23 protein-coding genes are annotated in these 21,275 nt (G+C 67.1%); 4 read left to right on the top strand and 19 right to left on the bottom strand.

Annotation, left to right across the window (positions count from 1 at the left end; translation table 11 throughout):
- Window positions 1–54: 54 nt before the first annotated feature.
- A complete protein-coding gene (locus tag IB269_RS05475; protein ID WP_192366589.1) occupies window positions 55–393 on the top strand; it encodes a DUF6616 family protein in 339 nt (112 codons plus the stop codon).
- A gap of 55 nt (window positions 394–448) precedes the next feature.
- Here the strand turns inward: IB269_RS05475 and IB269_RS05470 are convergent, their stop codons facing one another.
- Genes IB269_RS05470 through IB269_RS05460 form a run of 3 tightly spaced genes read right to left on the bottom strand, consistent with a single transcriptional unit; the run spans window position 449 to window position 3,076 of the window.
- The gene (locus IB269_RS05470; RefSeq protein WP_088164352.1) at window positions 449–1,123 is read right to left on the bottom strand and encodes an RraA family protein; all 675 of its coding nucleotides are present in this window, start codon (window positions 1,121–1,123) and stop codon (window positions 449–451) included.
- Between the two features lie 40 nt (window positions 1,124–1,163).
- Window positions 1,164–2,150, bottom strand: a complete 987-nt coding sequence (locus tag IB269_RS05465) for a Bug family tripartite tricarboxylate transporter substrate binding protein (protein ID WP_097202018.1) — start codon at window positions 2,148–2,150, stop codon at window positions 1,164–1,166.
- Between the two features lie 47 nt (window positions 2,151–2,197).
- On the bottom strand, window positions 2,198–3,076 hold the full coding sequence (locus IB269_RS05460) for an NAD(P)-dependent oxidoreductase (RefSeq protein ID WP_192366588.1): 879 nt from the start codon (window positions 3,074–3,076) through the stop codon (window positions 2,198–2,200).
- Between the two features lie 188 nt (window positions 3,077–3,264).
- On the opposite strand from IB269_RS05460, the gene IB269_RS05455 reads away from it, so the two are divergent.
- Window positions 3,265–3,921 (top strand): GntR family transcriptional regulator, encoded by a 657-nt coding sequence (locus tag IB269_RS05455; RefSeq protein ID WP_012206234.1) that lies wholly within the window; start codon window positions 3,265–3,267, stop codon window positions 3,919–3,921.
- A gap of 6 nt (window positions 3,922–3,927) precedes the next feature.
- Here the strand turns inward: IB269_RS05455 and IB269_RS05450 are convergent, their stop codons facing one another.
- The 6 genes from IB269_RS05450 to IB269_RS05425 all read right to left on the bottom strand — a co-directional run bounded on the left by IB269_RS05450 (window position 3,928) and on the right by IB269_RS05425 (window position 10,348).
- On the bottom strand, window positions 3,928–5,181 hold the full coding sequence (locus IB269_RS05450) for an MFS transporter (RefSeq protein WP_192366587.1): 1,254 nt from the start codon (window positions 5,179–5,181) through the stop codon (window positions 3,928–3,930).
- Window positions 5,182–5,265: 84 nt separating this feature from the next.
- A complete protein-coding gene (gene aroQ / locus IB269_RS05445) occupies window positions 5,266–5,703 on the bottom strand; it encodes a type II 3-dehydroquinate dehydratase (protein ID WP_016451445.1) in 438 nt (145 codons plus the stop codon).
- A gap of 56 nt (window positions 5,704–5,759) precedes the next feature.
- Entirely contained in the window at window positions 5,760–6,818 is a 1,059-nt protein-coding gene (locus IB269_RS05440) for a Gfo/Idh/MocA family protein (RefSeq protein WP_016451444.1), read from the bottom strand.
- A 10-nt stretch (window positions 6,819–6,828) separates the two neighbouring features.
- On the bottom strand, window positions 6,829–7,980 hold the full coding sequence (locus IB269_RS05435; RefSeq protein WP_192366586.1) for a porin: 1,152 nt from the start codon (window positions 7,978–7,980) through the stop codon (window positions 6,829–6,831).
- Window positions 7,981–8,071: 91 nt separating this feature from the next.
- Window positions 8,072–8,905 (bottom strand): shikimate dehydrogenase family protein, encoded by an 834-nt coding sequence (locus tag IB269_RS05430; RefSeq protein ID WP_013801827.1) that lies wholly within the window; start codon window positions 8,903–8,905, stop codon window positions 8,072–8,074.
- A gap of 48 nt (window positions 8,906–8,953) precedes the next feature.
- Window positions 8,954–10,348: an MFS transporter gene (locus IB269_RS05425; RefSeq protein ID WP_192366585.1), complete on the bottom strand. Its 1,395-nt coding sequence runs from the start codon at window positions 10,346–10,348 to the stop codon at window positions 8,954–8,956.
- A gap of 196 nt (window positions 10,349–10,544) precedes the next feature.
- On the opposite strand from IB269_RS05425, the gene IB269_RS05420 reads away from it, so the two are divergent.
- Together IB269_RS05420 and IB269_RS05415 are read left to right on the top strand one after the other, a co-directional pair.
- Window positions 10,545–11,315 carry an IclR family transcriptional regulator C-terminal domain-containing protein gene (locus IB269_RS05420; protein ID WP_192366584.1) on the top strand — a complete coding sequence of 257 codons (771 nt, stop codon included), beginning with the start codon at window positions 10,545–10,547 and terminating at the stop codon, window positions 11,313–11,315.
- An 11-nt stretch (window positions 11,316–11,326) separates the two neighbouring features.
- Window positions 11,327–11,770, top strand: a complete 444-nt coding sequence (locus tag IB269_RS05415; RefSeq protein ID WP_225613964.1) for a DUF4440 domain-containing protein — start codon at window positions 11,327–11,329, stop codon at window positions 11,768–11,770.
- Window positions 11,771–11,786: 16 nt separating this feature from the next.
- Here the strand turns inward: IB269_RS05415 and IB269_RS05410 are convergent, their stop codons facing one another.
- The 10 genes from IB269_RS05410 to IB269_RS05365 form a co-directional block, all read right to left on the bottom strand.
- Complete coding sequence (locus IB269_RS05410; RefSeq protein ID WP_192366582.1) at window positions 11,787–12,812, bottom strand: aldo/keto reductase; 1,026 nt, start codon at window positions 12,810–12,812, stop codon at window positions 11,787–11,789.
- A gap of 72 nt (window positions 12,813–12,884) precedes the next feature.
- Entirely contained in the window at window positions 12,885–13,781 is an 897-nt protein-coding gene (locus IB269_RS05405) for a sugar phosphate isomerase/epimerase family protein (protein WP_192366581.1), read from the bottom strand.
- A gap of 65 nt (window positions 13,782–13,846) precedes the next feature.
- On the bottom strand, window positions 13,847–14,731 hold the full coding sequence (locus IB269_RS05400) for a 4-hydroxyphenylpyruvate dioxygenase (RefSeq protein WP_012206245.1): 885 nt from the start codon (window positions 14,729–14,731) through the stop codon (window positions 13,847–13,849).
- Window positions 14,732–14,782: 51 nt separating this feature from the next.
- Window positions 14,783–15,742: a Gfo/Idh/MocA family oxidoreductase gene (locus IB269_RS05395; protein ID WP_192366580.1), complete on the bottom strand. Its 960-nt coding sequence runs from the start codon at window positions 15,740–15,742 to the stop codon at window positions 14,783–14,785.
- Complete coding sequence (locus tag IB269_RS05390; protein WP_192366579.1) at window positions 15,739–16,611, bottom strand: class III extradiol dioxygenase subunit beta; 873 nt, start codon at window positions 16,609–16,611, stop codon at window positions 15,739–15,741. Before IB269_RS05390 ends, IB269_RS05395 begins: the two co-directional genes overlap by 4 nt.
- A gap of 1 nt (window position 16,612) precedes the next feature.
- Entirely contained in the window at window positions 16,613–17,068 is a 456-nt protein-coding gene (gene ligA, locus IB269_RS05385; protein WP_141831397.1) for a protocatechuate 4,5-dioxygenase subunit alpha, read from the bottom strand.
- A 48-nt stretch (window positions 17,069–17,116) separates the two neighbouring features.
- Window positions 17,117–18,034 carry an amidohydrolase family protein gene (locus tag IB269_RS05380; RefSeq protein WP_192366578.1) on the bottom strand — a complete coding sequence of 306 codons (918 nt, stop codon included), beginning with the start codon at window positions 18,032–18,034 and terminating at the stop codon, window positions 17,117–17,119.
- Window positions 18,035–18,044: 10 nt separating this feature from the next.
- Window positions 18,045–18,728, bottom strand: coding sequence for a 4-carboxy-4-hydroxy-2-oxoadipate aldolase/oxaloacetate decarboxylase (gene ligK, locus IB269_RS05375; protein WP_012206250.1), 684 nt, complete (start codon window positions 18,726–18,728; stop codon window positions 18,045–18,047).
- Between the two features lie 33 nt (window positions 18,729–18,761).
- Entirely contained in the window at window positions 18,762–19,790 is a 1,029-nt protein-coding gene (locus IB269_RS05370) for an amidohydrolase family protein (RefSeq protein ID WP_012206251.1), read from the bottom strand.
- A gap of 49 nt (window positions 19,791–19,839) precedes the next feature.
- Window positions 19,840–21,222, bottom strand: a complete 1,383-nt coding sequence (locus tag IB269_RS05365; RefSeq protein ID WP_192366577.1) for an MFS transporter — start codon at window positions 21,220–21,222, stop codon at window positions 19,840–19,842.
- Window positions 21,223–21,275: the final 53 nt, after the last annotated feature.

Raw genomic sequence — 21,275 nt, 5'->3', positions numbered from 1 at the left:
TACAATATGCCGACACCACACCTGGCGCACAGCGCCTCAACCCCAGGAAACACCATGTCCCACTATCTGGTCGAGCTCTATTCCCCCAACCCCGCCTGGCTGGCCCTGCCCGCCGCGCAGCGCCAGCAGTTTCTGGAAGGGGTTTCCAGCGCCATGGGCGGGCTGGCTGCCATGGGTGTGCAGGTGCTGGCCCTGGACGAGACCGAGCGCGGCCTGGACCAGGCCAGCCCGCACCGCTTCCTGGGCATCTGGCGCTTTCCCGATACCGCCGCCCGCGATGCCCTGCTGGCGGGCATCAAGGCCAGCGGCTGGTACGGCTACTTCGACCATGTGAACGCGGCCAGCGGCACGGGTGGCCTGGAAAGCCATCTGAAGGCGCTGGCCGAGGCCTGAGGCGGACGAGCGATGGGTGCCGGATGGGTGCCGGATGGGTGATGCAGCGCCGGCCCTACGGCTGAATCGGGCACCCCAGACGCTTGAGCGTCTCGTCTATCCATGGCGCGCTGTAGGTACCGGCAGCGATGTCGGCCACCATCCTGGCCTCAACGACCTGCTTTCCGTGTGCTGCATCCAGCAAGGCCTGCGCCTGCGCATACGGTACGCACAGCAAGCCATCGTCATCGCCAATCATGAGGTCACCGGGCTCGATCACCATGCCATCGATGGCGATAGGCACATTGATTTCGCCCGGGCCGTCCTTGTAGGGTCCGCGGTGCGTGACGCCCGCGGCGAATACCGGGAAGCTGCCAGCACGAATCCATGCCGCGTCCCGGATCGCGCCATTGATCACGATGCCGCCCAGCTGGCGACGCATGGCGTCTCCCACCATGATTTCTCCGATGAGTGCGTTGGTGAGGTCGCCGCCCGCATCCACCACGATCACGTCACCTGGGCTGGCCAGTTGAAGTGCCTTGTGGAGCATGAGGTTGTCGCCCGGGCGTGTCTTGATGGTCAACGCAGGGCCGGCCATGCGCCCGCCGCCGTGCATGGGGCGCAACCGCGCGCCGCCAGCCGTCATGCGGGCCATGCAGTCGCTGACGTTGGCAACAGGCACGTCGAGATAGCGCCTGGCAATATCAAGGCTGACAGCGCGTTGCCGCTTCAGAATTTGAAGACCGATCATGGTGAGGTACTCAGAGTGGATGGAATGAAAGCCGTGCCGCTCAATCCAGCGTGGTGCCAGAGCTCTTGACGATGGGTGCCAGGCGTGCGCGGTCGCTGGCGTAGAGCCTGGCCATGTCCTGCGGTGTGCCGGTGATGAGCTCGGCGCCGGAGTCGGCGATCTTCCTGGCCGTGTCGGGTGCGTTCACCACCTTGTTGATGGCTTCGTTGAGCTGCTTGACGATGGCGTCGGAGGTGCCGGCCGGGGCCATCACACCCCACACGCTGGCCAGCTCCACGCCCTTGATGCCGGATTCGGTGTAGGTCGGCACGTCGGGCAGCAGCTTGGAGCGGCTCGCGGTGGTCACGCCGATGGCGCGCACCTTGCCCGACTGGATGTGCGACAGCAGCGTGGGAACGGATCCCATGTACATGTCGATGCGCCCGCCCAGCAGGTCGGGCATGGCCTGCGCCATGCCGCGAAACGGCACGTGGGTGAACTTCACATTCGAGCTTTTCTGCCAGGCCTCGCTGATGAGGTGCGAAATGGTGCCGGTGCCCGGCGTGGCAAAGCTCAGGCGCCCGGGGTCCTTCTTCGCCGCCTGGACGATGTCGTCCAGGGACTTGTACGGCGAATCGGCATTCACCACGAGCACGGCCGGGCCGGCTGCGACCAGGGCCACGGCGCGCAGGTCCTTGTCGGGGTTGTAGGTGAGCTTGGAGTACAGCAGCGGGTTGAGCACCACGTTGTCGGTCTGCGCCATCACCAGGGTCAGGCCGTCGGCGGGGGCCTTGGCCACCTGGTCCAGAGCCAGGTTGCCACCGGCACCGGGCTTGTTCTCCACCACGATGGCCCACCCATGGGCCTCGGTGAGCTTGGTGCCGACCAGCCGCGTGAGGTTGTCGGTGCCGCCACCGGCCGGAAAGGGCACGATGAACCTGATGGGCCGCTGCGGATAGGTGCCCTGGGCATGGGCCGGGGCCATGGCGGCAGCGGTCAGTGCCAGCAGGCCGGCGAGGGCCAGGCGGCGTCGGGTCGAGGTCGTCATTACGGATGTCTCCTTTGGTGGTGTCGGTTGGCGCAGGGGTACGTTGATCAGGCTTGGCTGGCGAGCACGTGGCTGCCCAGCCAATCGATGGCCTCGTCGGTGGAGGTGCCGGTGAACGGCTGCGCCGCATGCGCCCGGGCCGTGGCGGCGAACAGCGCCTCGACGGCGGGCGAGGCGATGGGCGCCAGGCCGTTGCGGGCCATCTGCTGCCGGGCCTCGGCCACCTCGTTGCGGCGGCGTGCGGAGTGCGGGATGTGCGTGCGCACCATGGACTCCATCAGCGTGCGCAGCGGTGTCTCGTCGATGTCCTGCAGCACGGCATGCAGCTGCTCGCGCAGGCCCATCTGCTGGGCCGTCACCAGGCACTCCACGGCCAGCGCCTCGGTCCCCTTGGTGTAGATGCTGCGCAGGAGCTTGAGCGCGGCGGCATCGCCCGGCTGTCCGCCCACCACGCGAACGGAGCCGCCAAGGGGCAAGAACAATTCCTGTACAAAACCGGCCTTGCCACCGGCCACGAGCAGCGGCGTCTTGCTGCCGCCCAGGTTGACCGCGCCGGTGATGGCCACGTCCACGAAGTGCACCGCCCTGCCCCGGGCGACGCGCCGGGCCAGCTCGCCGCATTCGCGCATCTCCTGCGGGTCGGCCGTGGTCATGTCCACATACACCACGCCATCGCGCAGATGGGGCAGGCAGGCCTCGAACAGGCTGCGCGCCACGGTGCCGAACACGGCGCTCACCACCACGTCGGCCTCGGCCAGCCAGGCACCGGGCGCGGTATGCAACTGCGCACCAGCGGCCTGCACGGCGTCGGCCACCGCAGCGTTGGGCTGCAGGTCGCACAGGCCCACCAGGCTGTGCCCCTGCTCCACAAAGGCCTGCATGTAGCAGGTGCCGACCATTCCACCACCCAGTATTGCGAACTTCATAAAAGTACAAATTTAAAACATTAAGCGCAGTCTATGGAGTGCATCCCAGATCCACTCATAGAGATTTCCCGTAGAACTGCGTATTTTTGTACTTGTTTTGTATTTTTCCGAATGAAGCGCGGCGCAGCGAGCCCCTCCGTCGTCACCTAGAATCGGCACACCATCCCCACCCACCTGGTGCAAACACAGTGCAAAACGTGAAAGACAAGGCGTACGAGGTTCTGCGGCAGCGGCTCATCGGCGGCCATTACCGACCCGGCGAACAGCTCAAGGAAGAGCCCATTGCCCGCGACCTGGGGCTGAGCCGCACGCCGGTGCGCAACGCGCTGCACCGCCTGGTGGAAGATGGCCTGGCCACCGATGGCGCGGGCCAGGGTATCCGCGTGTCGGAGTGGAGCGACTGGGATGTGGAGGAAACCTTCCAGCTGCGCATGCTGCTGGAGCCGTACGCCTCATTCCTCGCGGCCACACGCGGCGGCGAGGGGCTGGCCGATGAGCTGGAGGCCAGCAACCAGCGCATGGAGGCCGGCATTGCCGCTGGCCACGACGGCATTGGCGAGGTGCAGTCAGCCAACCGGGATTTTCACCACGCGCTGATCGAGGCATCGGGCTCGCCGCGCCTCAAGACCATGCTGGCGACGATGATCGACATGCCGATCATCAAGCGGTCGTTCTACATCTACACGCCCGAAGAGCTGGTGCAAAGCCTGCACCACCACTGCGACCTGGTGATCGCCATACGTGCCAGGGATGGGGAGCTGGCACGCCAGGTGATGCAGCTGCACCTGCGCATGTCCTACCACCGGTTCATGAAGCATCGGGGGGAATACCGCGCGGATGCATAAACGGTGTCATGACCGGGGCTGAACCCTTTGCGCTGACCGCACCCGGTACAGCCACGGCAGCCAGACAAAGGCGATGAGGACCAGCACAACGCCTGCCAGCGCCATGGGCAACACCATCGGCCAGGCACCGTGGCGCATGGTCGGATCGACAAATTGCGCCGCCGACTGGCCGGCGCAGAAGGCCACGCACATGATCGCGAAGCCCGAACACGACACGGCCCGCCCGGCCAGCTGCGGCGGCAGGCCACCCACCGCGCCCGCCTGGCCGCAAGGCTGGTGCAGGCCATGGCCCAGTGCATACACCGCGTGCCCCAGCAGCAGTGGAAAGGGCGAGTTCGGCGCCAGCACGCAGCCGGCGATCTGGATGCACGGCCCCAGCAGGCTGAGCGTAGCGCCCAGTTGCACCGTACGCACCGGCCCGCGGCGCGACAGCAGGCGCCGGCACCATGTGATGCCGAGGATGTAGACCAGCGAGCCGCCCGCTGGAATCCAGCCGTAGAGCACGGGCGACAGGCCGAACAGGTCGACGTACACCATCGGCGACAGCAGCAAAAAGCAGAAGATGCCGCCGTAGGTGGCTGCGGCCAGTGCCGTCCAGGCGCAAAAGCCGGGGTCGGCGATCACCTGGCGCACACCGCCAGCGGATACGGATACGGATACGGATGCGATGACCGGGGCAGACTCCGCAGGCGCTTGCCGCGTCTCGCTGAAAGTGCGCCAGCACAGTGCCAGCAAAGCCAGCGAGTAGACGCCCATCGCCACCAGCACCCAGCGCCAGCCGCTGGCCTGGACTCCCCATGCACCGGCAATCGGCGCCACCAGGGCCACCAGTCCCAGGCCTGTGAGGCCGCGGGCCATGATGCGCGGTCCTTCATGGGCCGGATACAGGTCGCGCACCGCAGCCCGTGCGCACACCAGGATGGCCGCCATGGCCGCGCCCTGCACGGCGCGCCAGGCCACCAGTGCGTCCGCGCTGCCTGCCAGCGCACAGCCGGCCGCCGCTGCCGTGTAGCAGGCCAAACCCGTCAGCAGCACGGGCCGGCGCCCGAAGCGGTCGGCCAGCGGCCCGCACACCAGCTGGGCGACACCGAAGGCCAGCATGAACACGGTCAGGCTGCTGCTGGCCGAGCCCAGGTCGCGCGCGATCTCGGGCAACGCCGGCAGATAGCCATCGGTGGCGACCGGCTGCGCGGCCAGCAGCAGCGGCAGCAGCAGAAGAAAGGAAACGGAGCGGCGCGGGCCGGGATCGGCGAAGTTCATCTCAATGAAGCCTGGTCACGGCATGCAGCGCGTCGAGCGAGGGAGTTCGAAGGACGATACATGGCCAGTTGTGCGCCATGCATCCTATGCGACGGCGGACAGCACGGCCCGCAGGCCCAGCAGATAGCTGTCCGCGCCGAAGCCGCAGATCTGGCCCCGGGCGATATCGGCAAACACCGAGTGGTGGCGGAAGGGCTCGCGCGCATGGATGTTGCTCATGTGGATCTCCACCACGGGCACGGTGAGCATGGCCAGCGCGTCGCGGATGCCGTAGCTGTAGTGCGTCCAGGCGCCGGCGTTGATGAGCACGCCATCGACGCCGTCCCGAAAGCCCTGGTGGATGCGATCGCACATGGCGCCTTCGCAATTGGTCTGGAAGCTGTCCACCTCGCAGCCCAGCTGGCTGCCCAGGCTGCGCAGCGAGGCGTCGATCTCGGCCAGCGTGACCGTGCCGTATTGGGCAGGGTCGCGCTGGCCGAACATGTTGTGGTTGATGCCGTGCAGCATCAGGATCTTTTTCATGGAGGCTCCGTGGCTTGATGTCATGGATGGAGGATGGCGCGCCGGTGGTGCCCGGGTCACGCCGTGGTGTCGATGGCGGCGCCCATGCGGGCAGCCTCTGCAATGGCCTCAGTGATCTGCAGGTTGCGCAGGCCGTCGTGCACGCTGACCAGCGGCTGTGCCAGGCCGCGCGCCACCTGCGCGAAATGCGCCATCTGGCGCACCAGCGGGTCTTCGCGCTCCACGGCGGCCACATCCAGGTCGAAGGGCTCATTCCAGGAGCGCTGGCCGGCCGATGCATAGGTCTTCAGCCGCATGCTCGGTATGGCCAGCGAGCCCATGGTGCCCGCCACCAGATAGCAGTCTTCGTCCTCATAGCTGGCATAGGCCTTGTTCTCCTGCGAGGTCTGCTCCCAGCTGCGCGCGCTGGCGGCCGTGTCCGAAAGCACAAAGCTGCCCAGCGCACCGCTGGCAAAGCGCAGGTTGATGGCCACCGTGTCTTCCACGGCAAAACCGCGCGTGGCATGCGAGGCGAAGGCCTGCACGGCCACGATGTCGCCGCACAGCATGCGCAGGTTGTGGACCTCGTGGATCATGTTGAGCAGGATGGGGCCGCCCCCGGCCTCGCGGCGCCAGGGGCCTTCCTCGAAATAGGCGTCCGGCTTGTAGAACAGGGCCGCGCCGGTCACGGCCACCAGGCGGCCCAGCCGCCCCTGGGCGATGAGGGCTGCGGCCCGCGCCATGATCGGGCTGTGGGCGCGGTGGTGGCCCACCAGCACCCGGGCGCCGCTGCGCTCGGCCAGCGCGGCCAGGCGCTGCGCCTCGGCCACGGTGGAGGTGACGGGCTTTTCCAGCAGGATGGGCAGGCGCGCATGCATGCACTGCGCCGCCTGCGGGGCATGCAGGCGGTTGGGCGTGGCCAGCACCACGGCGTCGGGCCGGTCATGGGCGATCAGCTCGCCCAGGTCGCGCCACAGCGGCACTCCGGCCCTTTGGGCAAGCTCCCGGGCTGCGGGCGCCGGGTCCACGATGGCGGACAGGCGGCAATCCGCCTGGGCCCCGATGGCGGCGATATGCGCCTGGCCGATCGCGCCGGCGCCGGCCACGGCAATGCGAAGCGGGTGCAGCTGTGCCATGGCATGCCCCTCAGAAGCGGTGCAGCACGCCCAGCTGCACGCCCTTGATGGTGCGGCCGTTGACGTCGTCGGCCGATGTGAAGTTGGGCTTCATGCCGCCCGAGGCCGCCAGCCGAAAGCCCGCATTGCGGTCGTTCTTCAACTGCTCGGCCACCGCGTAGAGCATGGTGCGCTTGGACAGGTCGTAGTAGGCCGCGACCGCGCCGCCCGATGCGCCGCGCCCGCTGTCCGAGCCATCCTGTATGCGGCCCCACAGTGCGCCCACGCGCAGCTGCGGCGTCACGCGGTAGTCGGCCGACAGCTGCCAGACGCGGTAGAAGCGGCGCACATCGGCATTCGTGCCCGCAACCAGCCCGCCCACATTGCCCAGCACCGTGCCCGTGTTGTTGCCCGCCGAGCCTGCCGTGCTGTTGTTGGACCGCACAAAGGCCAGCTGGACCTTGCCCTTGCCGTAGTCGTAGTTGGCGTAGAGGTTGTCGTAGCGGACCGCGTCGGTATAGGCCGCGTTCTGCGGCGCACGCGCATACAGCCCGGCATATCCCACGCGGTAGGGGCCGTTCAGGTAGTCCAGGCCCAGCTGGTAGATGGCCTGGCGCGCTGGAGCACCGGTCTCGGCCATGGCGTAGTGGGCCTCGAACAGGAAGCCGGCCATGCGCGGCGAGGTGTAGGAGATGTCGTTGTCGAAGCGCGAGGGCACACCGAAGTTGTTGACCATCGATCCCAACGTGCGCGAGGTGAAGTCGATGTAGTCGCCGCGCCCGAAGATCACGGTGTTCTGCCGGCCCAGCCGCACCTCGCCCCAGCCGCCGCCCAGGCCCACCCAGCTTTGGCGGTCGAAGCCGCGCGTGCTGTCGGCCTGCGTGCCGTTGTCGGCGTTGATGCCCATCTCCAGCTGGAACTTCGCGTACAGGCCACCACCCAGGTCTTCCTGCCCGCGAAAGCCCAGGCGGCTGCGCAGCAGGGCACCGTCCTCCAGCGTGGTCATGGATGCGCCCGAGCTGCTGCGCATGTGGTTGATGTACTGGTCCACGCTGCCGTAGATGGTGACCGAGGACTGGGCGTGGGCGCCCGCGCCCCAGGCGCCCAGCACGGTGGCGAGGGCCAGGATGCGAAGGGCCCCGCGCTGCGGCACTCGCGGTGTCTGGTGCATTTGCTGTTGCATGGTCTTGTCTCCTTCTCTGTGAAAAATGCTTTTTCGGGCGTGGCTGCGCCCTGCCCTGGACGCATTCAGGGCCGGTTGTCTGTCGGCTGGATCAGTAGGAGATGTGGGCGGTGGCGCGCAGCTCGTCGGGGGTGGCGCTGCCGAAGCCGAAGAATTCGAGGTAGGCGGGAATCATCTCGAACAGCATGTCCGTGCCCACCTGGAAGTCGCAGCCCTTGTCGCGCACGGCGCGCAGCAGGGGCGTGAACTCGGACTTCATCACCACCTCGCCCACAAAGGTGGTGGGCGCGATACGCTGCACATCGAAAGGCAGCGGGTCATCGGCCTTCATGCCCAGCGGCGTGGCGTTGACGACCACGTCGAAGCCCTGCGGGTCCCTGGAGCCCGTGCCCACCTTCATCCTCGGGTAGTAGGCAGCGAGCCGCCCGGCCAGGGCCTGCGCGCTCTCAGCCCGCGTGTCGAACAGCATCAGCTCGCCCACGCCGGCTGCCGCCAGCGAGGCGGCAATCGCCGACCCTACGCCACCCGCCCCGGAAATCAGCACCCGCGCGCCCTGCAGCTGCCGGCCCTTGCGCAGCACGCCGCGCACAAAGCCCGCGCCGTCGAACTGGTCGCCCAGCAGCGAGCCATCCTCGCGCCGCAGCACGGCATTGCAGGCGCCTGCAATGTGCACGGCGGGCGTGACCTCGTGCACCAGGTCCACCACGGACACCTTGTGCGGCATGGTGATCAGCGCGCCGCGCAGGTTGGTGAAACGCATGATGGCCGCGAAGTCCGGCGCGAAATGCGCCGCCTTCACGCCCATGGGCACGACGCAGGCGTCTATGCCCCGGCCGTCGAACCACGGGTTGTAGATCATGGGCGACTTGAAGGTCTCGGTGGGATCGCCGATGTGCGCGATGAGGGTGGTTTTTCCGGAAATCATTCCCTGGGCTTTCGGATGCTTGGGTTGGCGGAATGTGGCGTGTGCAATTCAGCGGCCGGACTGGGCCAGGGCCTGGGTGCGCAGGCGCTCGTACTCGGCTGGGTCCACAGGCTGCGCACCGGCCTCGCCCAGGTCTTCCATGCGCACGCGGTAGGTCTCGCGGGCGCTCCAGGCGGCCAGCGCTGCGACCACGGTGATGCCGAAGGCGATCAGCCCCACCGTCAGCCAGATGTTCTGGGAACCCGGAGGCGCCACGGCCGTGAACAGCGCGGGCAGCATGGCGGTGATGGCCGTGCCCACGTTCTGCGAGATGGCCATGGCCGAGACGCGTGTGCGCGTCGGGAACAGCTCGGGGTAGAAGCTGGGGAACACCGCGTTGTAGCCCTGGTAGACCACGCCCCACATCAGGATGGACATGGCGAAGGCCAGCGGCATGTTGCGCGTGCTGATGGCGTAGAGGTAGCCGATGGCCAGCAGCCCCGACAGCAGCGCGCCGAAAATGATGGGCGGGCGCCGGCCGATGCGGTCGGACAGGTTGCCCACCAGGGGGATCACCAGCACCGCGACGATGTTGCCCACCACGGGAATCCACAGGTACATGTCCTTGGCGAAGCCGATGCCGTAGGCGGGCTGCACCGCATAGGCCGCGCCGAAGATGGTGGCCACCACGGGGATCACGTTCATCAGCGCCATGCAGACCACGCGCAGCATGTCGGGCGAATGGTGGCGGAAGGCCTCGACCACGGGCGAACGCGGACGTGACTCGCTGCGGCCTGCTGCCGTGAAGGCCGGGGTCTCGTTGACCTCGCGGCGGATGATCCAGCCCGCGATGATGACCACGAAGCTCAGGATGAAGGGAATGCGCCAGCCCCAGCTGTTGAACTGCTCGGTGGGCATGTAGTGCGCCAGCGGCAGGAACACGGCCGCTGCCAGGATCTGGCCGGCCTGCACGCCCTGCAGCGTGAAGCTGGCGAAGAAGCCGCGCCGCCCGAACGGGGCATGCTCCAGGATCATCGAGCTGGCGCCCGAGATCTCGCCGGCCACCGCAAAGCCCTGGATCAGCCGCATCAGCACCAGCAGCGCGGGCGCCCACAGGCCGACCTGGTCATAGGTGGGCAGCAGCCCCACGGCGATGGTGGAAAAGCCCATCAGGAACATGCACCACACCAGCACCTGCTTGCGCCCGTGCGTATCGCCCAGGTGGCCCAGCACGAAGGCGCCGATGGGCCGCGCCACATAGCCCACGCCATAGGTGGCCAGCGAGGCGATGATGGCAATCGCCGGATCACCCTGCGGAAAGAAGATCTGCGGAAAGATCAGCGCCGCAGCCGTGGCGTAGATGAAGAAATCGTAGTACTCCAGGGCCGAGCCTATCCAGCCGCTGGTTGCGGCCTTCCTGGGTTGGTGCTGCGTTGACTGCGTATGTACCGGTGTTGCGCTCATGTGTTGTCTCCTCCAGGCAAAAGATCCCCGCTGCGGCAAGTGATGGATGCTTGCGGCCAGGCCAGCGGGATGTAAAAAATGTAGTTCCCGCCTATGGATCTGCCCAAGCCAATTTCCAGGGGCATGTGCGCTGATCGCACCGCGCTGTTCGATAATCGCACGCACCCAGGGTTAATACGGAAAAATCAAAACCGTCATGACAACACCTTCCACCCTCGCCGAGCGCGACTGGATTGCCGGACTGGAACGCGGCGTATCGATCATCGAAGCCTTTGACGACGCCCACCCGCGCATGACGGCCGCCGAGGCCGGCCAGCGCACGGGCATGACGCGCACCGCCGCGCGGCGCTACCTGCTGACGCTGCAGCACATGGGCTACGTGGCGGGGGACGGCAAGCTGTTCTGGCTCACGCCGCGCGTGCTGCGGCTGGGGCAGTCGTACCTGGAGTCGGCGCGGCTGCCGCGCATCGTCCAGCCGTTCCTGCAGCGCGTGGCGGCCGGCACCCATGAAACCGCCTACCTGGCGGTGCTGGACGACGACGAGGTGGTCTATATCGCGCGCAACGGACCCAACCGCAACATGAATACCGGCTACGTGCTGGGCGCGCGCGTGCCGGCCCAGGTCACGGCGGCCGGCATGCTGATGCTGTCCATGCGCAGCGACGCCGAGCTGGAGCACTGGCTGGACAACCGCGCGCTGACGGTCTTCACCTCGCACACCATCACCTGCCCCGCCGAAATGCGCCGCGAGCTGGCCCTGATCCGCACCCAGGACTGGGCGCTGTGCGAGCAGCAGCTCAACCTGGACTCGCGCGGCATTGCCGTGCCGCTGCGCGACCGCCACGGCGCGCTGGCCGGCGCCCTCAACATCACCATGCCCATGGGCCGCGAGACCGGCAAGGACGCCGTGGCGCGCGTGCTGCCCATGCTGCGCGAGACGGCGCAGGCCATGCGGGATCTGATCTGATGGTGAACAACATGGCCATAGCGCAACTTCCTGACCTGGACATGCATGGCGGCGACGACCATCTGCTGCAGCATCTGCACGCACTGGAAGTGCGGCTGCACGATCCGCAGGTGCGCGCGGACGCAGGCCAGCTGCAGGCGCTGCTGCATGAAGACTTCCTGGAATTCGGCCGATCGGGCGGCGTGCACGACCGGGCCGCCACCGTGGACAGCCTGGCGGCCGCCTTGCCAGCAGGGGTCCCTGCCCGGCTGGTGTCAGGCGGCTTTGCGCTGGCCCGCCTGGGACCGGACAGCGCGCTGCTGACCTACCGCTCGGCCAGCGTGGCCGAGGATGGAACGGCCGGCCGGCATACGCTGCGCTCCTCGGTCTGGCTGCGCACGGCCCTGGGCTGGCAGATGCGCTTCCACCAGGGCACGCCCACGGCGCCATTCGACCTGGCCGCATCCATGACATGAGCGGCCTGCGGCGTGTTCAGACGGTTTCGAACGCGTACTTTTCCGTATCCACCTCACGTTGCGAGGCCACGGCATAGCGGTCGCCCTGGATGCGCTCGGGCTTGAAGAGGTCGTCCAGTTCGGCCAGCAGGGCCGCATCCAGGCGCACGGCGCCGCCGCGCAGGTCTTCGTGCAGGTGGTCCACGCTGGTGGTGCCCGGCAGGGCAATCACATGCTCGCCTTGGTGCAGCACCCAGGCGATGGCCAGCTCGGCCAGCGTGCAGTCGGCGCGCTCGGCAATGGACTGCATGGGCGCGAGCAGTTGCAGGTTCTTCGCATAGGCCTCGGGCGCGAAGCGCGGCATGGCGGCGCGGATATCGCCCTTGACCAGGCCATCGACCTCCTGGAGCTTGCCCGTGAGGAAGGCGCGGCCCAGCGGGCTGAAGGCCACGTAGGCAATGCCCAGTTCCTTGCAGGCCTGCAGCGTGCCCAGTTCGGCATTGCGCGACCACAGCGAATACTCGCTTTGCAGCGCGGCGATGGGGAAGGTGGCATGGGCGCGGCGCAGCGCGTCGGCGCCGATCTCGGACAGGCCCAGGGCGCGCACCTTGCCCTCTTCCACCAGGCGCGACATCTCGCCCACCGATTCCTCGATGGGCACGCGGCGGTCCCAGCGGTGCAGGTAGTAGAGATCGATGACATCGGTGCCCAGGCGCTGCAGGCTGTCTTCGCAATTGCGGCGCAGGGTCTTGGGGTGGCCATCGATCACGCGGCGCACCACGCCGTCATCGCCACGCACGCCGGCCATGCCGCATTTGCTGGCCAGCGTGATGTGGTTGCGGTGGGACTTGAGCACGGGGCCGACCAGGGATTCGTTGGCACCGAAGCCATACAGCGCCGCCGTGTCGAACAGGGTGACACCGGCATCCAGCGCCGCATGCAGCACGGCCCTGCCCTGCTCGGGCGACGGCGGATGGCCATAGGCGTGGCTGAGGTTCATGCAGCCCAGGCCGACGGCGCTGACGGAGAAGGGACCCAGGTGGCGTGTGGACAGGTTGGTCATGGTTTTCTCACAGGGAAAAGAAGCAAGGGAGCGGCCAGCGCTCCCTTGCAATGTCGAAGGCCCATTTTGCCGTCAAACCGACGAGCCCCTCACGCCCGTGCGCGCCCAGGCCGGCAGCGGCACGGGCCGGTGCAGCACGTCGTCGTTGAGCCACAGGGCGCTGCGGCGCGCACGCTCGGCCACGGTGTCCAGCGGCAGTTGCTGGTAGTCGTCGTTGAAGACCTCGAAGCTGTAGTCGCCCCGGTAGCCCAGGCGGTCCAGGCGCAGCACCAGGTCGGCCAGGCGCTCGCTGTGCACGCCCTCGCCCGGGAACACGCGGAAGGTGCGCGCCGTGGCCATGCGCTCTTCGAAGGTGGGAGCGTCGTGCCACATGAAGTCGGACAGTTGCACCAGGAAGATCTTGTCGCGGTCGATCAGCTCCAGCGCGTCCAGCGGCGTCTTGGCGGCAAGGATGTGGAAGGAGTCCAGCCCGATGCCCAGGTTGGACGTGTCGGCTCGGCAGACCACGTCCCAGCTGGTGGTGAACTCATTGACGGAGCGGCCCCAGGACAGGCCCTCGTAGGCGATCTTCACGCCCAGCGGAATGCCGAGCATGGCCAGCTTGCGCAGGTCGCGCGCAATCACGTCGAGATCGCCCGTGGCATGGCGCGAGGTGGACGAGCAGGCCAGCAGCACGGGGCTGCCGATCTCGGCGCACATCTCCAGCATGGATTTGGCGATGTCCACCTTGTAGTGGTGCAGGTGATCGGACAGGCCCTCGAAGTCGCGCAGCACCTGAAAGCCCGTGGGCCGCAGGCCGCTGGCGCGCACGGCCGCCGCTGCCGCCTTGACGCCGCCCGGGTGGCCGGCCAGGTCGCGCGCACTGAGCATGACCTGGGTGAAGCCCGCGCGCCGGATGGCGTCGAGCTTGGCCTCCAGCGAGCCATTCAGAGTGATGGTGTCCATGCCATAGCTGTCCAGCAAGCCCATGTTGCCCTCCAGGATCGTTGTGTGTATCGGCGGTTGAATCGGACGGCGGCGCGCCAGGCTTTGCGCTAGGCGTCGCGGTGCACAAGCTCGAACACCACGGTGCCCATGGCGTTGCGCGTGAGCGCGCCGCGGTCATCGGGGTGCAGGCGGCTCGATTCCACGAACTCCACGCCGCGCTGGCGCAGCGCCTGCACGGCGCCAGGCACGTCGGTGGTGCCCAGGCCGATGCGCTGCAGGCGCTCGGGCATGTCGTCCCACTCCAGGCCCGGATCGGGCTCGATGAGCTGCCACAGGAAGCGCTTGCAGGGGCTGCGCATGAGCTTGCCCTTGGGCAGGATGCCGAAGCGCTGCGCATCGGGCAGCAGGTGGAAGTCGAACATGCGTTCGAAGTAGGTGATCCAGTCGGCGCTGCGGCCACGCCCTATGTACTGGACCACGCCGAAATAGCCCAGGCCGGCCAGCGCCGGCGGATGGGGATCGGCCCCGGCGATGGGCTTGAAATCGATGTCGTAGATGGAGAACTCCTGCCATCGATCGACAAAGTAGAAGCGGCTGCCACCCGGGCCGTGGATGGCCGGGATGTGCAGCTCCATCGCCTGGGCCTGGCTGGGCGCCGCCCAGGCTCCCAGTTCGATGCAGCGCGTATGCGCCTGCAGGGCATCCTGCACGCGCAGCGCCACGGCCGAGATGACGGGCTGCCCGTCCGAGGCGGCATTGGCCAGCGCATCGGCAGCGCCCGCATTGACCACCAGGTTCATGTCCCCCTGCCGGTACAGCGTCACCTCGCGCGAGCGGTGCCGCGCCACGGGGCGAAAACCCAGCCCCTCCAGCACCTGGCCCAGGGCCTGGGGCTGGCTGGTCGTGTACTCGATGAACTCTATGCCGTCGATCCCGAGGCGATTGGACGCCTCGGGCACGTCTTCCCGGCTGCTGGAGGAGGAATCGGTCATTGCGGTACTCCGGATGGAAACATGGTGCGCTGCGACGGCTCGCCGGGCGGGTCAGGCCTGCAGTTGCTGCTCGAGGTCGTGCAGGACCTGATAGCAGGGCAGCACCTGGGCCACGCTGGAATTGGGCTCGCGGCCTTCGCGGATGGCGGCGAAGAACTCGCGGTCCTGCAGCTCGATGCCGTTCATGGAGACATCAACCTTGGAAACGTCGATCTTCTCTTCCTTGCCGTTGACCAGATCGTCATAGCGCGCGATGTAGGTACCGGTGTCGCCGATGTAGCGGAAGAAGGTGCCCAGCGGGCCGTCGTTGTTGAACGACAGGCTCAGCGTGCAGATGGCGCCATTGGCGGCCTTGAGCTGGATGCTCATGTCCATGGCAATGCCCAGTTCCGGGTGGATGGGGCCTTGCACGGCGTTGGCCTTCACGATGGGGCTGCCGGCCTGGTAGGCGAACAGGTCCACGGTGTGGGCAGCGTGGTGCCACAGCAGGTGATCGGTCCAGCTGCGGGCCTGGCCCAGCGCGTTCATGTTGGTGCGGCGGAAGAAGTAGGTCTGCACATCCATCTGCTGGATGTTGAACTCGCCGGCCGCGATCTTCTTGTGCACCCACTGGTGGCTGGGGTTGAAGCGGCGCGTGTGGCCGCACATGGCCACCAGGCCGGTCTGCTTTTGCAGATCGGCCACGGCCTGCGCGTCCTTGAGGCTGTCGGCCAGCGGGATCTCCACCTGCACATGCTTGCCGGCCTTCAGGCATTCGATGGCCTGGGCGGCATGCATCTGCGTGGGCGTGCACAGGATGATGGCGTCCACCTCGGGCAGAGCCAGGCTGTCAGCCAGCTCGGTGGTCACATGCTTGATGCCGTACTTGTCGGCCACTTCCTGGGTCTTGGCCAGCTCGCGACCCACCAGGGAGACGACTTCAACGCCGTCGATGTTCTTGATGCCGTCCAGGTGCTTGATGCCGAAGGCACCGGCGCCCGCCAGGGCGACTTTGATGGTCTTGTTGCTCATTGGGGGTTCTCCAGGATGAGGTGTCCGACAGCGGTGTTCGATGCCGGCACATGGTAGAAGCGGTGGTTGACCTTGGGCAGCGGCGCGGGGCCATCCACATCGGCCATGGCACCGCGCGCGATCAGCCACATCACCAGCTCGATGCCTTCGGAGCCAGCCTCGCGCACGTAGTCGATATGCGGCATCTTCGCCAGGCCGGCCGGGTTCTCGATCAGCAGGTCCAGGAAGCGGTTGTCCCACTCCTTGTTGATCAGGCCCGCGCGCGCGCCCTGCAGCTGGTGGCTCATGCCACCCGTGCCCCAGATCTGCACGTTCAGGTCTTCATCGAAGCTTTCCACGGCGCGGCGGATGGCCCGGCCCAGATTGAAGCAGCGCTGGCCCGACGGCACCGGGTACTGCACCACGTTGACGGCAAACGGAATCACCGGGCAGGGCCAGGCGCCAGTGCGCGCGTCCTGCTCGCCGCACATCAGCGACAGCGGCACGGTCAGGCCGTGGTCCACGTCCATCTTGTTGACGATGGTCAGGTCGAAGTCCTGCTGGATCACCGACTGCGCGATGTGGCTGGCCAGCTCCGGATGGCCGACGACCTTGGGCACGGGGCGCGGGCCCCAGCCTTCGTCGGCGGGCTGGTATTCAGCGGCCGTGCCGATGGCAAACGTCGGGATGAAGTCCAGGCTGAACGCGGTCGCGTGGTCGTTGTAGACCAGGAAGATCACGTCGGGCTTGTTGTCCTTGAGCCATTGGCGCGAGTGCTCGAAGCCCTTGAACAGCGGCTGCCAATAGGGCTCGTCGGCCTTGCCCAGGTCCATGGCCGCGCCGATGGCGGGCACATGCGAGGTGTAGACGGATGCGGTGATGCGCGCCATGTCAGATGCCTTCCTTGTTCTTGTTCGCTGCGCCGGCGAGGCCTTGCGGCTGGCGGTGGGCCTGGGCATCGCCCTCCTCGCCCACGCGGCGGTTACCTTCGGCCGAACGGCCTCCGCCCACCATCATGTTGCGGTATTCCTCTTCGGACATGCCGGTCATGGAGCCTGCCATCTGCTGGAAGCTCTTGCCGTCCGTGGCGCCGATCTTGGCCAGGAAGTAGATGTTGCCGCCCGTGCGCATGCACCAGTTGAGGTCGCGGGCCAGCACGGCCTGCTTCTGTTCCTCGCTCATGGCCCACTCGTCCAGGTAGGCACGCTCGTCGGCCTTGAAGCGCTCGCGGTTCTCGGCCTTCATCAGCGACATGCAGAACTGGTTGAGCCAGTAGCCTTTGCGGGACTGCTCGGCATCAAAAATGATGGTGCCGGGCACGTCCAGATAGGGTTTGTCCAATGCCATGGATATCTCCTTGAATATGTCCGGCACCCAGGCCGGACATGGTCGCCTTCAGGCCTCTTCGGGCCAGTAAAGGCGCATGGGGTTGTCCACCAGCAGCTTGCGCTGCAGTTCGGCCGTGGGGGCGATGTGCGGGATGAAATCGACCAGCAGGCCGTCATCGGGCATGTGGTCCTTGAGGTTGGGGTGGGGCCAGTCGGTTCCCCACAGCACGCGGTCGGGGAATTCCTCGACCACGCGGCGGGCGAAGGGCACCACGTCACTGTAGGCATTTTGCTCGCCGTCCAGCGCCTTGGGGCCGGTGACGGACAGGCGCTCTGGGCAGCTGACCTTGCTCCAGACGTTCTGGTGCTCGCGCATGAACTTGAGAAACAGCTCGAACTCGGGGCCGTCCACGGGCTTGTTCACATCGGGGCGGCCCATGTGGTCCACGACTACGGTGGTGGGCAGGCTGGTGAAGAAGTCCCACAGCTCGGGCAGGTCCACGGCCTCGAAGTAGATGACCACATGCCAGCCGAGCTTGGCGATACGGCCCGCGATCTCCATCAGCTCATCCTTGGGCGTGAAGTCCACCAGGCGCTTGACGAAGTTGAAGCGCACGCCGCGCACGCCGGCGGCGTGCAGCTCCTGCAGCTCCTCATCAGTCACGCTGCGGCGCACCGTGGCCACGCCGCGTGCCTTGCCGTTGGCGGCCTTGCAGGCATCGACCATGGCGCGGTTGTCGGCGCCGTGGCAGGTGGCCTGCACGATGACGTTGCGCGCAAAGCCCAGGTGGTCGCGCAGCGCGAACAGCTGCTGCTTGCTGGCGTCGCAGGGCGTGTACTTGCGCTCGGGCGCGAAGGGGAATTCATCGCCGGGGCCAAAGACGTGGCAGTGGGCATCCACAGCGCCTGCGGGCACCTGGAACTTGGGCTTGGAGGGGCCGGCGTACCAGTCCAGCCAGCCGGGGGTTTTTTCAAAAGCGCTCATATTCCCTCCTTCAATCGATGTAACGAAGGCCGGCCTTTTCGAGCGGCTCGCGCATCTTGTACATGTCCAGGCCCAGCACGCCGGAAGCCAGCTTGGCGCGCTTTTCGCCCTCGAAGCTCTCGCGCTTTTGCGCGGCAGCCAGGGTTTCGGCGGCCTTGGCGGCGGGCACGCAGACCACGCCGTCATCGTCGGCCACGATCACGTCGCCAGGCGTGACCCACATGCCCGCGCAGACCACGGGGATGTTGACCGAGCCCAGCGTGGCCTTGATCGTGCCCTTGGAGGAGATGGCGCGGCTCCACACGGGAAAGTTCATTTCCTGCAGCGTCTTCACGTCGCGCACGCCGGCATCGATGATCAGCGCCCGTGCGCCGCGCGCCTGAAAGCTCGTGGCCAGCAGGTCGCCGAAGTAGCCGTCCGTGCATTCCGAGGTCACGGCCGCGACCACGATATCGCCGGGCTGGATCTGCTCTGCGGCCACATGCATCATCCAGTTGTCGCCGGGCTGCAGCAGCACGGTGACGGCCGTGCCCGAGACCTGCTGGCCTGCATAGATGGGACGCATATAGGGCTTGAGCAGGCCCACGCGGCCCATGGCCTCGTGGACGGTGGCCGAGCCCAGGGCGGCCAGGCCATCGGCGGCTGCGCGGTCGGCGCGCTGGATGTTGCGGTAAACCACACCGAGTTCGTACATGGTGTTCTCCTTGGATCTGTGGTGGCGGCCTGCTTACAGGCCCTTTTGCTTGAGGGCGGCGTCCATGCGCGGGAACACGCGGCGCGCGTTGCCCTCGTAGACCTGGTAGCGCTCCTCTTCGGTGAGATTGGCCGTGGCCTCGATGTAGCGCTTGGTGTCGTCGTAGTAGTGGCCCGTGGTCGGGTCGATGCCGCGCACGGCGCCGATCATCTCGCTGGCGAACAGGATGTTCTTGACGGGGATCACCTTGGTCAGCAGGTCGATGCCGGGCTGGTGGTAGACACAGGTGTCGAAGAAGATGTTGTTGAGCAGGTGCTCGTCCAGCAGCGGCTTCTTGAGCTCCTGCGCCAGGCCGCGGAAACGGCCCCAGTGGTAGGGCACGGCGCCGCCGCCATGGGGGATCAGGAACTTGAGCGTGGGGAAGTCCTTGAACAGGTCGCTGGTCAGGCACTGCATGAAGGCCGTGGTGTCGGCATTCAGGTAGTGGGCGCCCGTGGTGTGGAAGCACGCGTTGCAGCTGGTGGAGACGTGGACCATCGCGGGGATGTCGTACTCCACCATCTTTTCGTAGATGGGATACCAGGAGCGGTCCGACAGCGGGGGCGAGGTCCAGTGGCCGCCTGAAGGATCGGGGTTCAGGTTGATGCCCACGTTGCCGTACTGCTCCACGCACTTGACCAGTTCGGGAATGCAGGTGGCGGGGTCCACGCCCGGCGACTGCGGCAGCATGGCGGCCGGGATGAAATGCTCGGGGAACAGCTCGCTGACGCGGTAGCACAGCTCGTTGCAGATGGCGGCCCAGGTGCTCGATGTCTGGAAGTCGCCGATGTGGTGGGCCATGAAGCTGGCGCGCGGGCTGAAGATGGTGAGATCGGAGCCGCGCTGCTTCATCAGCTTGAGCTGGTTGGTCTCGATGGTCTCGCGGATCTCGTCGTCGCTGATCTTCAGGTCGCTGGCCCTGGGGGCCTTGGACGGGTCCTTGAGGCCTGCGATCTGCAGGTCGCGCCAGGCGCCCAGGGCCGCGGGCGCGGTGGTGTAGTGGCCGTGTACGTCGATGATCATCGGATGGTCTCCTGCGTCTTTATGGGGTGGGAATGTGTCAGTGGAGGGGTCAGTGGAGGGGTGCGGCAGGCGCCGCGCCGCCCTGCGGCTCGGGACTGCTGTACTGCTTGATGATGAGGGCGGCCATGGCGATCACGCCCGGAATGGCCACCACGGCAAAGATCTCGCTGAAACCCAGCTGGCGCGCCGACAGCTCGGCCACCAGGAAGGAGCCCGCAATGCCGCCAAAGCGGCCAATGCCCAGCATCCAGGCCACGCCCGTGGCACGGCCCCGCGTGGGGTAGTAGGCGGCGGCCAGCGCCGGCATGGACGATTGCGCGGTGTTCATGATGGTGCCGGCCAGGAAGACGGCCACCACCAGCCAGCCCAGGTGGCCGGCCGTCTGGCCTATCCACCAGATGGAGGCCGCCGTCAGCGCATAGCCGATGGCGATGATGCGGTTGGCATTGAAGCGGTCCATGAGCCAGCCGAACAGCACGGCGCCCACGCCGCCCAGCGGGAACAGCGCGGCCACCAGGGTGCCGGTCTTGGGGTCCAGGCCCGCTTCCTTGAACAGCACGGGCATCCAGTTCATCAGCGCGTAGAAGATGACCAGTCCCATGAAGTAGGCGATCCACAGCATGATCGAGCCCACCCGGTACTCGCGCGACAGCACCACGCCCATGCCGCTGCTGGCCTGGGATTCGGGCTGGGGCTTGGACTCGGTCATCACGAAGCGCTGCACGCCCTGCACGGCATCCCCGGCAATGCGCGCCAGCACCTTGCGGATGCGTTCGGCCGGGTAGTTGTTGGCCACCATGTGGCGCACGGATTCAGGCAGCAGCACGATCAGGGCCGCCAGCAGCAGCAGCGGCGCGGCACCGCCCAGGATGAGCACGCTGCGCCAGCCGAAATGCGGAATCATCCAGGCCGCCAGAAAGCCGCCGAAGGCCGCGCCCAGCGGAAAGCCGCAGAACATGGCGTTGGTCAGCGTGGCACGGCGCGAATCAGGGCAGTACTCGCTCATCAGCGTGACGGCATTGGGCATGGCGGCGCCCAGGCCCAGGCCGGTGACGAAGCGCAGCACGGCCAGCGTCCAGATGTCGGGCGAAAAGCCCGAAGCCAGGCAGGACACGGCAAACACCGCCACCGAACCCACCAGCACGGACTTGCGGCCCAGCCGGTCAGCCAGCGGACCAGAGAACAGGGCGCCTGCGGCCAGGCCGAACAGCGCCGCGCTGAGCACGGGCGCCAGCGCAGGCTTGCTCACGCCCCACTCGCCGATCAGCGAGGGCGCGATGTAGCCGATGGCCGCCGTGTCAAAGCCATCGAGCAGAACGATCAGGAAACACAGCGCAAAGATCACCCACTGGAATCCCGAGAACGGGTGCTCGTTGAGCAGGGTCTGCACATTGACGCCGGGCTGGCCGGCGTCCTTCTGGACGGATGTCATGACTTGTCTCTTCCACTGTCTCTCGGCCTGGCGGATACCGCATCTGCGCGCGC

The sequence above is a fragment of the Delftia sp. DLF01 genome, assembly GCF_014852125.1.
GTDB classification, from domain to species: Bacteria; Pseudomonadota; Gammaproteobacteria; order Burkholderiales; family Burkholderiaceae_C; genus Comamonas; species Comamonas acidovorans.
Note: the sequence above shows the minus strand (reverse complement) of the source record. Positions and strands in the feature narration are given on the sequence as shown.